We start from the raw sequence: 11,398 nt of genomic DNA on the forward strand, positions 1-11,398 counted from the left end.
CAGCTTTAAGAGTGGCGCCAGAAAAGCAGCGAAAGAGTTGCGGCCCGAGCGTGCCACCCGGTCCCGCAGCTATTGCTGTAATTTTGCCCTTTCGCGGATGAAACGCCGAAACAGCTTCAAGGGATCAGTCCCCAGCGCCTCGGCAATGGTGATGAATTCGACGACGTCGAGCCGGCGTTCGCCGCCCTCGTATTTGGCGACGAAGGATTGCGGCTTGCGCAGCTTCTTGGCGAGCGCTTGTTGGCGAATGCCGGCTTTATGTCGCGCTGCGACAAGGAGCGTGATGAGACGGGCATATTCGGCGGATTTGAGGGATTTTTCCATTGGCCGCCGGGCGCATTGATTCGGCGGCGGTCAATTTGATCCCGGATCGGGATTATCCCAAAATAGGATCAGATTAACTCTGTTCTGTTACTCATCTTGGACCCGCTCGACTTCCGGCGCGGGCAGAGCGAAGTCCGCACGAGTTGTTTGGTAAGAGCGGCGGTATCCGAGATGAACAAACTAAGGTTGGCAAATCAAATGGGCGGGAAGGGGGATGCCGTGAGATCTGCGCCCCTCAAGGTGGGTGCAGTGCGCTACATCAAACTTGGTCCCGGCCGCAAATGGGCCAGTGAAGCGATCAAGCGCGGCATCCTTCCCCTTGATTTCCGCGGTGTCGGCCACGACGCCTGCGCCAGGGGCGATTGGGATGAAGTCCGTCGGCAGTTGATTGCAATGGGCCGGAACGAGCGAGGCTTGAAAGACGATGAGCGCGAACTGAAGGAGTTTTATAGTCTCGGGCAGGACACATTGTGGTTTACCATCGCCGATGGCCATGTCTGGTGGACCTTCGCGCAAGATGAGGTTCTCGAAGGCGACAGCGACGACACGAATGCGCCTCCAAGATTTCGTCCGGTGCGAACCCCTTGGCGCAACACAAGCCTGACCGGCAGCTTGCTGACGGAACACAGCTTCAGCTCGGCTCTGAGTAGTATCGCAAGCTATCGGCGAACGATCTGCGCCGTGCGAGAGGCCGAGTATTTGCGGCGGCGAATTCGGGGCGAGGATGAGCCGCTTCGTCTCAAGGCCGATCAATTGCTCGGGGAGGTGACGACGACCGCTGCGGACTTGGTTCGCCGGTTGGATTGGCGGGATTTTGAGACGCTGGTCGATCTGATCTTCGCTCACAGCGGCTATAAGCGCCAGACCGCGCTCGGCGGAGCCCAGCCGGATGTCGATTTTGTCGCCTTGCAGCCGCTGACGGGAGACAGTGCCTGGGTGCAGGTCAAATCGCACGCAACGCAGGCGGTCTTTAAGAACTATCTTAAGCGCTTTCAGCGACAGGCGGGCGCCAGCGCCTTCTTCTTTGTCTATCACTCTGCCAATCGGCCGATCCGGACGGCGGCGGACATGCCCAACGTCCACATCTGGTCGGCGGACCAAGTCGCCAGCGCTGCGGTCGAAGCCGGCCTGTTCCGCTGGGTGGCCGAGCGCATCTTATAGGTTAGATCCGGCGGCCCGGCCGGCCCCGCGCAGAGGACCAGCCGAGCTCATGTCGGCGGTTATTCGGCGGCCTCGCTCAGGCAAGCCTCGCCGCGTTGGCGTCGCGCGGCAACCGCCTCGAAGGGCTCGCCGGTGGTCTCCAGGACCGCACCTAGCCCGCACACAGCCTGAAGCCGGCGCAGCGCAACGTCGCAGTAGCGCGGATCTATCTCAATGCCGTATCCGATGCGCCCCGTGCGCTCTGCCGCGATCAGCGTCGTGCCCGAGCCGAGGAAGGGATCAAGGATGAGGCCCTTCCTGCGTGAGCAGTCACGGATGGCGTCCTCGACCATGGCGACGGGTTTGACCGTCGGATGCAGCTGCAGGTCGGCGCGGCCCTCACCGAAGGCGTTCACGCCGGCGTAATTCCATACGTTGGTGCGGTTGCGGCCGAATTTGCCGAGTTCGATATTGTTGATGTGCGGCGCCGAGCCGGATTTAAACACGCAGACGAGTTCGTGCTGCGAGCGGTAGAATGAGCCCATGCCGGCGTTGTTCTTGGCCCAGACGCAAAGGTTCTTCAGCTCGGTGTAGACGCCATCGGCGGCCGCAAGCATCTCCCGGATGTGTCGCCAATCGATGCACTGGAAATGAATCGCGCCGTTCACCGTGTGGGCGACGAGGTTGCGGAACACCGCGTTGAGAAAGGCGGTAAACTCGCTCCTGGACATCTCGCCGGAGGCCATGGCGAACTCGGGGTGGATAATGTCGCCGTTCCCAGAGACATGCCCCGCAATCGGCACGTTGTAGGGCGGGTCGGAGAAGATCATCTGAGCTCGCTTGGTGCCGAGCAGAGCTTGATAGGTCTGGGCTTGAGTCGAATCGCCGCAAATCAGGCGGTGCTCTCCAATCCGCCATAGGTCTCCGCTTTGGCTGATTGGCGGCCCTGAAGCCGGCTCGACTACTTCGTCTGCAGCATCATTGCTGTCGTTTGCGCTCTCCAAGACCTCGCTGATGAAGATGTCAATCTCGGGCGCCTCAAATCCGGTGATGGTGACGTCGAGATCGATCTCGAGCTCGGAGAGATATTGCAATTCGAGCCCGAGCAGGCGCTTGTCCCAGCCGGCATTCTCCGCAAGCTTGTTGTCCGCGATCACGTAGGCCCGGATCTCCGCCTCGGTCATATCGGCGAGCCGAACGGTCGGGACTTCGGCAAGGCCAAGCACCTTTGCCGCGGCAAGACGGCCGTGGCCGGCGATCACACCGTTATCCTGGTCGACGAGGATAGGATTGGTGAAGCCGAACTGCCGGATGGCGGCGACGATTTGCTCGATCTGCTTCTTGGAATGCGTGCGGGGATTGGTCGCTCGAGGGTTGAGGTTGGCGGGGTCCTGATAGCTGATAGACAGTTGATGTCGTTGTGGTCGGTCTTGCATCTAAGGCAACTCCTTGAGTTGATTTCACAAGGAGGGTCTATCGGCTCGCCACACCAGGTTCATTCAGAATAAATCGGAGCTATTTTTGTGATGCGATCTCGTTGAGGAAAGATCTGACGGTCATCGGAAGCCGCCAGCGCCTTAGCACCTCTTCGGCTACTCGCTCGTGCGTCGGTATGTGGACCCCTCCTTTTGACGCTGGTTTGTGGTTGACGCCGGGCCTCGCTTCCCTTGCTTCGCGCTGCTCTGCAAGACTTCCATGATAGTCACACTTGGCCAACCAGAGGCGCGTTTGTTGATGAGAGTCGCGCGCCGGGCGGCCTCGCTTGACCTTGAGCTCGCCTCGTAATCCTTTGATGAGCACTGGCCTCAGCGAGGAGCGGAATGCTTGATCGGCATTTGCTTCAATGAGGGCAACAAGCTGCTTAAGGCTGGGTTCGCGCCCTTCTTGTAGCTGTAATTCCCAATATCGGAATGAAGTCTCATCGAACAGATCGTAGAGCGTAGGTTCGTCCGGCTTTTGCATGATGTGAACGTCTCTTTTGAATCGGAGATAGAGGACTAGCCGTGATATTTGCAGTGGAAGGCAAGAAGGGCCGCGCCGTACTCGCTCGGCTCGCCATTGACGGCTTTGAGGAACTCTTCGGCCTGCAGGTCGATTGCGGTGCCGGGCATAGGGGCATCCTTGGTGCGCTCCTGTTCTTGGGCGATATATTCCTCGAGCGAAAGCGGTGCTGGCACGAGCAGGATGCCGCCCGCTGGCCGCTCTGATTGTCCTGCCCAAACGTGCGACCGGAGCTCATCGACAAGGCGGATTGCAGTGGGCTTTGCATCTGCCGCCTGCGCTCTTAGAACCTGCAATGCAATTTCAAGGCGCGAAAGCCGCTGCCGTTTGCCGCCGATCGAGATGTTGTCCCGACGCAGAGCGAATTTGCGGGTCATGGCGTCCAAGCTCACCGCGCCGCGGGGCCGGCCATTGGGATTGCCTGAGATGCCCTTCGCAAAGCGCTTGTTCGCCGGTGGCGGTACTCGCCCCGGTGCGGAGGCGCCCCTAAAAGACGTCTTTGCCATCGGACCTTGCCCTTCTTAGAGCCTCCTCTTTCAGCGCGGCGATGGTTGCGCATTCCTCGTCATATTTTGCTCGGTAGTCCTCGTAGACTTCCTCGTCCCATGGCGGCAGCCCAACCTCGCGGATCAGAAGCCCTGCGAGCTCCAGCGGGACCCCTTGGGGCGCCTCAACGACAACGCCCGCCGATGCAAGAGCAGCAGGCTCGAGCAGGCCTGCGCCGCGGCAGTACTGCAGGAATTTCTTGATGGCCCCGATCTCGCCCTTGAGGACGCGCTTGAAGAGGCCGTTCAGGGTGGCCTCGTGGAGGTGCATCTTGGTCCTCTTGCCCTTGCTTTTGACCTGCAGGGGTTCATCAAGCAGAGCGGCAATATCGGGCGCAGGATGTCCTGTGGCTCGCCGCCTGTTCCGGTCAGGCTGGCGCTCTGCACCAAAGCGGGTTTCTAAGGGGGGCTTCTTGTAGCCGACCTTGTAGGTCGTAGGTTTTAGGCCTTGCTCGGCCTTGTTCTTGTCAGGCACGATCTTGCTCCAGCGTCAGCGCCGCAGACCATGGCCTCATCCTGAGTTGAAATGTCCCAGAACAAGGCATGCCGCGACGCGGGGGATCACCACGTTGCGCATTCTCTTGCATCTGCCGGGGTTCTGGGCATCGCGGCCGGCTTTCGACCAGACCGCTAACGCGTATTTAGAAGCGAATTTTTCGCTCGTCAAACATAAACAAGCGCTGCAGCCGTGAAGGTTAATGTCGTACGGCTCTTCCCTGAGCCGAAGGTCGATTTGCCGCAATTTGAAAACAAATTCCCGCAAGATCGTGCACGGGAAACCGACAGAATCGAGCAGGTATTTCAAGGCGTTTAGTGTTTTGGGCCAGCGGTTAGCCCTCACTATTTGCGCATTTGCCCTGTTATTTCCCGCTGCCGAGGGCGCTCGTCGGCCTGTGGCGGAGCACCTATCATCGTAGCGCTCTCTACCACCGTTCCTGTCCTGGCGGACACCAATGTACCCGCCAAGCAACCTGTAACCGACCGCGAATGGGTCTAGGCCGATCGCGTTTCGCGCCGCGGAGGATGAAAAGGCGGCACCACCCGCTCGCCCACGGGATCGCTGCGCGGATGGCAAGCGACTTAGGAGCATGAGCCTATATGGCCCTGAAGAAGCGACCAGCATCCTTACGGGATCCGCCGCTTCACGCCAGTTGGGAAACAAGGCTGACCAGCTCCGACTGCCGATGAGCGATTAGGGCCGTTTGTGCTGCTCGCTTATTGCCAGCGGTCGTGAGCTGGTCAGATCCTGATCGATTGGGCTTGGCGCGCCCATCTCTCTGCAGTGGGACGCGCCGTCCGCCGCGGCAGCGATGTTGCGGCTAGACCAAATGTGTGGAGAGCACCATAGAACTAGGCATTGCGCGCGACGAGCACGATTGGGCAAGGAGTCACAACCATAGGCCATGCAGTGTGAGGGGCAAAGAACTGCGCCGTTAGATCTGGAAGAGAAAGTCCTGATTGGTCAAAGTATTCGCAGTGACGCTGGTCAAAACAATTTCCATATCTGCCGACCCCTGGTTCTGCGCAGCGCCCGAGCTGTTGACGTAGACAATCGTATTCGCGCCGCTCTGAATCCACGCGATACTATGCGCCGCGACTTGGGCGCTCCCGCTTAGCAGGCCCTGGACAGTCGTTACTCCCGCGATCGCCGAGGTGTCGATGAGGTCTGCACCATGAACGAAATCACTGATCGTATCATGGCTTGCTACCGTAGAGTCGGACACCGCGGCGAAGACGAATTGGTCGTTTCCCGCTCCTCCTATCAGGGTGTCGGCGCCTCCGCGCCCCTGGATCACGTCATTTCCTGCTTGCCCATCCAATGTGTTGTTGCCGGCATCGCCGAAAATGAAGTCAGCGAAGGCTGAACCACGGACGGCATTCACGCCGGTGAACGCATCTGTCCCGACACTTGCGACGTCACCGGAGGCCGTCCCGTGGGAGTTGCCTGCGGCGAGATCGACTGTCACCCCATCCAGAGCATTGTAGAATGCAATGCGGGTATTGCCGTTGCCGGTGATGGTGTCATTGCCGGCCATCCCCTCAAACTCGTTGAAAGTACCGAAATCGCCGAGATTCGGCCCGGAGACGCCGAAATTGGTCGCGACATAAGTGTCGGCGAAGGCGGTCCCGCGGATCCCCTCAATTGACCGAAGAGTGTCTGTTCCGATCGAAGCGTCGCCGGTCACCACGCCCGAAGCCAGATCGACTTGAATACCTGACGCAGACCCATCGTTGTTGTAGAACGCTCTGTCAAAACCAGCTTTACCGTCGATCAAGTCATCGCCGCCGCGACCCGCAAAATCTTCCGCTGTACCATTGGGATTGTTCGAGCCGGTGATGGTGTCGGCAAATGACGATCCTGAGACCGAGCCAACGCCCGAGAAGGTATCGGTGCCTACGGACCCATCACCGGTTACGGTCCCCGACGCGCCGCTGGTGGTGCTGGTCCAGCTATTAAGGCCGAAAGTGATCGTCACGGGGCCGGTCGCATTGGTGTAGATCAGGCGCGTGTTGCCGTTGCCGGTGATCGAATCGTCACCACCAAGTCCCTCGAACTGGTTGAAGGTGCCGTTGTTGCCGACGTTAAGAGCGCCTGCGAGGCCGTATCCGGTTGCCACGTAGGCATCGGCAAGGATGGTTCCCTGGATAGCTTCGATCGAGCGCAGCGTGTCCACGCCGATCGAGGAATCGCCCGTAGCCGTGCCGGTCGCCATGTCAATGGTGACACTGCCGGTCGAAAGATAGATGTTGTTATAGCTGGCAGTATCAAAGCCGCCGCGACCGTCAATCGTGTCGTTGCCGCCAAGCCCGGTAAATGTCTCGTTGATGCCGCTTCCCGACAGGGAATCGATGAACATCGTGCCCATGACGGCATTCACGCCGGTGAACGTATCACTTCCGACCGAGGAGTCCCCGGTAGCCGTGCCGGCTGCTATGTCCACCACAACGCCCGCGGTCGCATTATTGAATCCGATGCGCGTGTTGCCATTGCCGGTGATGATGTCGTTGCCGCCCTCGCCGGTGAACTCGTTGAATGTCCCCAGTGATCCGGAGTTCGTGCTGGTGTTGCTAAACCCGGAGGCGTTGTAGGTGTCGGCAAAATTGGTGCCGCGGACAGCTTCAATCGACACCAGTGTATCACTACCAACCGTGGCATCTCCCGTCAGGGTGCCGGCCGCGAGATTGACAGTGATGCCTGACGTGGTGGTCGGATCGTTATTGTAGTCGACGCGGTCGAAGCCGCCGCGGCCGTCGATCACATCGTTGCCAGCGAAGCCTGCAAATACCTCGATCGTGCCGAAGCCGTTGTTGCTTCCGAAAAGGGTATCGGCGAACGAAGAGCCCCAGACTGCAATAATTCCCGAGCCGACAAACGTGTCGTGACCAACGGATCCATCTCCATCCGCTGTGCCGGCCAAGATATCGACAGTCACACCCGCAGTGGCGCTCACATAAGAAACCCGCGTCAGAGCCGCGCCCAGAGGGTTCACGGCACTTAGAATGGTGTCATTGCCGCCTCGACCCTCGAACTCGTTAAACCCGACCGGTGTACCGGGAATACCGGTGGCTCCCGCGAAGCCGGTCGCATTGAATGTGTCCGCGAAATCGCTGCCAATCGCACCTTCGATCGCGACGAGCGTGTCGGTGCCCACTGCCGGACCGGATGCCGTGCCCGCCGCCAGGTCGACGGAGATTCCGCCCGTGGCATCGGTGTAGACAGCGCGGTCGAAATCGGCCCCGCCATCGAGCAGATCGTTGCCACCGAACCCCTGAAGCCGATCATTTCCTGCAAGCCCATAAATTGCATCCGCTTGGCTCGTTCCGAGCAGCACATCCGAGCCCGAGGTGCCATTGGTGGCGTTCGGAAAGATGAAGTCGCTTTGCTGGAGGCTCGTGACACCAATCAGTGTCAGAGTATTTCCGCTCCCGAAATTGATGATGGTATTGCCGGCACTCACCGTCGATTTCGATTGAACGTCCGCGAGCGTGAAGATGCCGGACAAACCTGTCAGATCAATGGTATCGCCCTGGCTGCGGTCAAAGTCCGTGATGGTGTCTGCTCCGCCGCCATCGGCATAGACGAAAGTGTCAGAGCCGTTCCCGCCAGTCAGGGTATCGGCACCGCCACGGCCATCGATCCGGTCGTTGCCATCCCTGCCGTCGAGCGTATTGGCGTTGGCATCTCCGAGGATGACGTCGGCAAACGACGAACCACGGACGGCATTCACGCCGGTGAGCGTGTCTGTCCCGACACTTGCGAGGTCACCAGAGGCTGTCCCGTGGGAGTTGCCGGCGGCGAGATCGACGGTCACCCCATCCAGGGCATTGTAGAATGCAATGCGGGTATTGCCGTTGCCGGTGATGGCATCGTTGCCGGCCATCCCCTCAAACTCGTTGAAAGTACCGAAATCGCCGATATTCGGCCCGGAGACGCCGAAATTGGTTGCGACATAAGTGTCGGCGAAGGCCGTCCCGCGGATCGCTTCAACCGATCGGAGGGTATCCGTTCCGATAGCAGCGTCGCCGGTCACCGCGCCCGAAGCCATATCGACTTGAATACCTGAAGCCGAGCCATCGTTGTTGTAGAATGCTCTGTCGAACCCACCCTTGCCGTCGATGAAGTCATTGCCGGCGCGACCCGAAAATTCTTCGGAGGTGTTGTTTGGATTGTTCGAGCCGGTGATGGTGTCGGCAAATGACGATCCCGATACCGAGCCGACACCGGAGAAGGTGTCGGTGCCTACGGACCCATCGCCGGTCACGGTGCCCGACGCGCCGCTGGTGCTGCTGGTCCAGCCATTGAGACTGAAAGTGATTGTCACGGGGCCGGTCGCGTTGGCGTAGATTAGGCGCGTGTTGCCGTTACCGGTGATGATGTCGTTACCGCCCATTCCCTCAAATTGATTGAAGGTGCCATTGTTGCCGACGTTGGCATAGGGGAGGCCGGTAGCGGGATCGATAGCTGCCGTGACGCCGAAATTGATCGCGTCATAGGTGTCGATAAAGTTAGTGCCCTGAATGGCTTCGATTGAACGCAAGGTGTCGGTGCCGCTCGAGGCATCGCCTGTCACCGTTCCAGCTGCAAGGTGAACGCTGATCCCACCCGTCGTGAAGGTGAGGTTGGCATACTGCGCCGTGTCGAAGCCGCCTTTTCCGTCGATGAAATCATCGCCGGCAAGGCCCATGAAGTTCTCGTTGGCGCCGCTGCCCGAAAAGGTGTCGGCAAACATCGAGCCCATGACGGCGTTGACGCCGGTGAATGTATCGGTACCCACCGAGGCATCGCCGATCGCAGTGCCCGCGAGGAAATCGACCGTTACGGCGGCGCTTGATTGCGTATATTGGATTCGGGTGTTGCCATTTCCGATGATGGTATCGTTGCCGCCCATGCCTTCAAAATTGTTGAAGGTGCCGCTCGATCCGGCATTGGTGCTGGTGCCGCTGAAACCGGTGGCATCGTAAGTATCAGCGAAGTTGGTGCCGCGCACAGCTTCCACTGAACGCAGCGTGTCGGTTCCGATCGTCGCATCGCCAGTGACGGTTCCGGTTGCCAGATTGACGGTTATGCCCGTGGCTGTGGCGACGTCGTTGTTGTAGATGGCGAAATCGTAGCCGCCGCGGCCATCGATCAGATCGTTGCCGGCACGACCGTCATATTGCTCGAAAGTACCATTCGGATTGTCGCTGCCCCGCAGCGTGTCTCCAAATGCCGAGCCAATGACCGAGTTGACGTTGGTGAAAGTGTCGCTGCCAACTGACGAATCGCCGTTCGCCGTTCCCGCGGCGAAATCTACGACGACTGCCGCTGTCGCACTGACATAGGAAATGCGGGTCAGAATCTCTCCGGAAGGATTGACCGTGCCGGCGATGATATCGTCGCCCCCCATGCCTTCGAAACTGTTGAAGCCAATTGGCGTACCGGGGACCCCGGAATTGCCGCTGAAACCGACCGCCGAGTAATGGTCGGCAAAGTTGCTGCCCTGGATGGCTTCGATACCGATCAACGTGTCGGTGCCGACACCTGGACCCGTCACGATCCCTGCCGTCAGATCGGCGGTAATGCCCCCGGTCGCGTCGACATAGACCGCGCGATCAACACCCGACAACCCGTTGAATATGTCATTACCGCCAAAGCCCTGGAATACATCGTTCCCGACGGTCCCGGTCAGGATGTTGTCGCCAGCGTCGCCGAGAATGGCGCCGGGCACGCCGACAAAATAGACCACCGCGCTGCTGGTCGCGGTGTTGCCGGCGGCATCGCTCACCCGCGCCGTCAGCGAGTTCGGGCCGTCGTTGAGCGTGACCGCGCTGCTCCAGCTGCCGTTGCCTTGCACGATGGCGGTGCCGATTGTGGTAGTGCCGTCCAGGATGGTGACGGTGGCGCCGGCATCGGCGACGCCCACCGTGCCGGTGATGGTTTGGCTCGCCTGGTTGACCGGTCCGCCGGCGCTGGTGATGGCGACGGCGGGCGCCGTGGTATCGAGGGTGAAGCTCAGCGCTGCAGTCATCGAATTGTTGCCGGCGGCATCGCTGAACTGCGCCGTGACCTGCTTGGCGCCATCGGCTCCGAGATCGCCGGCAGTCACCGTCAGGCTGACGCTGCCGGCCGTCATGTCGGTGGCCGTGATCACATGCGTGACCGGATGTGCCAGCGGCGAGCCGCCCAGCAACAGCTGCACCGTATCGCCGATGGCAGCCGCCGGGTTCAGCGCCACCGTGAAGCTCGGCGACGTCGTCGAGGTGATGTTGTCCGTGTTCGAGCTGCCGCTGTCCGAGCCCGCCGTCAGATCTGGCGTGCCGCCGCTCGGTGCCGTCGTGTCCAGCGTGAAGCTCAGCGAGGCCGAACCGGTGTTGCCGAAGCTGTCGGTCTGGCTCGCCACGATGGTGTGCGGTCCGTCGGCCAGCCCGCTCGGCGTAAACGACCAGGCGCCTTGCGCATCGGCGGTCACCGTTGCCGCGATCGGGCTGCCGTCGATGGTGAAGTGCACCACTGTGTTGGCGAGGCCGGTGCCGCTCACGGCCGGGTTGGCGGTGACGTGGTCGGTGACTGAGGTGCCGGTGTCGACGACCAGGGCCTCGGTCACCGTCGGGCCGGTGGTGCTGAGCGTGTAGACCACCGCGCTGCTGGTCGCGGTGTTGCCGGCCGTATCGCTCACCCGTGCGGTCAGGGAGTTCGGGCCGTTGTTGAGCGTGACCGTGCTGCTCCAGCTGCCGTTGGCCTGCACGGTGGCGGTGCCGATTGTGGTGGTGCCGTCCAGGATGGTGACGGTGGCGCCGGCATCGGCGATGCCGACCGTGCCGGTGATGGTCTGGCTGGCCTGGTTGACCGGCCCGCCCGCGCTGGTGATCGCGACGGCGGGCGCCGTCGTGTCGAGCGAGAAGCTCAG

7 protein-coding genes and 1 pseudogene are annotated in these 11,398 nt (G+C 60.6%); 1 reads left to right on the forward strand and 7 read right to left on the reverse strand.

Annotated elements, in window-relative coordinates:
* Window positions 1-69 precede the first annotated feature (69 nt).
* Window positions 70-324, reverse strand: a complete 255-nt coding sequence (locus BLV07_RS11470; RefSeq protein ID WP_091884634.1) for a helix-turn-helix domain-containing protein — start codon at window positions 322-324, stop codon at window positions 70-72.
* A gap of 249 nt (window positions 325-573) precedes the next feature.
* Here BLV07_RS11470 and BLV07_RS11475 point away from each other — a divergent pair, with 249 nt between their 5' ends.
* A complete protein-coding gene (locus BLV07_RS11475) occupies window positions 574-1,485 on the forward strand; it encodes a restriction endonuclease (RefSeq protein WP_091884637.1) in 912 nt (303 codons plus the stop codon).
* 59 nt (window positions 1,486-1,544) lie between these two features.
* On the opposite strand, the gene BLV07_RS11480 is transcribed toward BLV07_RS11475, so the two are convergent.
* The 6 genes and pseudogenes from BLV07_RS11480 to BLV07_RS50315 form a co-directional block, all read right to left on the reverse strand.
* Entirely contained in the window at window positions 1,545-2,900 is a 1,356-nt protein-coding gene (locus tag BLV07_RS11480; protein ID WP_091884641.1) for a site-specific DNA-methyltransferase, read from the reverse strand.
* A 79-nt stretch (window positions 2,901-2,979) separates the two neighbouring features.
* Window positions 2,980-3,426: a hypothetical protein gene (locus BLV07_RS11485; RefSeq protein ID WP_091884645.1), complete on the reverse strand. Its 447-nt coding sequence runs from the start codon at window positions 3,424-3,426 to the stop codon at window positions 2,980-2,982.
* A gap of 35 nt (window positions 3,427-3,461) precedes the next feature.
* On the reverse strand, window positions 3,462-3,971 hold the full coding sequence (locus tag BLV07_RS11490) for a DUF5681 domain-containing protein (RefSeq protein ID WP_244551067.1): 510 nt from the start codon (window positions 3,969-3,971) through the stop codon (window positions 3,462-3,464).
* Entirely contained in the window at window positions 3,952-4,485 is a 534-nt protein-coding gene (locus BLV07_RS11495) for a hypothetical protein (protein ID WP_091884654.1), read from the reverse strand. Before BLV07_RS11495 ends, BLV07_RS11490 begins: the two co-directional genes overlap by 20 nt.
* A 958-nt stretch (window positions 4,486-5,443) precedes the next feature.
* A complete protein-coding gene (locus BLV07_RS11500; protein ID WP_244551068.1) occupies window positions 5,444-11,167 on the reverse strand; it encodes an Ig-like domain-containing protein in 5,724 nt (1,907 codons plus the stop codon).
* Between the two features lie 9 nt (window positions 11,168-11,176).
* A pseudogene (locus BLV07_RS50315) lies at window positions 11,177-11,398 on the reverse strand (hypothetical protein); the annotation flags it as partial.

It is taken from the genome of Bradyrhizobium sp. Rc2d, assembly GCF_900099855.1.
In the GTDB taxonomy this organism is placed as follows: Bacteria; Pseudomonadota; Alphaproteobacteria; order Rhizobiales; family Xanthobacteraceae; genus Bradyrhizobium.

Excerpts from the sequence above, each read along its gene's own strand:
- BLV07_RS11470 (WP_091884634.1), bottom strand. The coding sequence starts at position 324 with ATGGAAAAATCCCTCAAATCCGCCGAATATGCCCGTCTCATCACGCTC.
- BLV07_RS11480 (WP_091884641.1), bottom strand. The coding sequence starts at position 2,900 with ATGCAAGACCGACCACAACGACATCAACTGTCTATCAGCTATCAGGAC.
- BLV07_RS11485 (WP_091884645.1), bottom strand. The coding sequence starts at position 3,426 with ATGCAAAAGCCGGACGAACCTACGCTCTACGATCTGTTCGATGAGACT.
- BLV07_RS11490 (WP_244551067.1), bottom strand. The coding sequence starts at position 3,971 with ATGGCAAAGACGTCTTTTAGGGGCGCCTCCGCACCGGGGCGAGTACCG.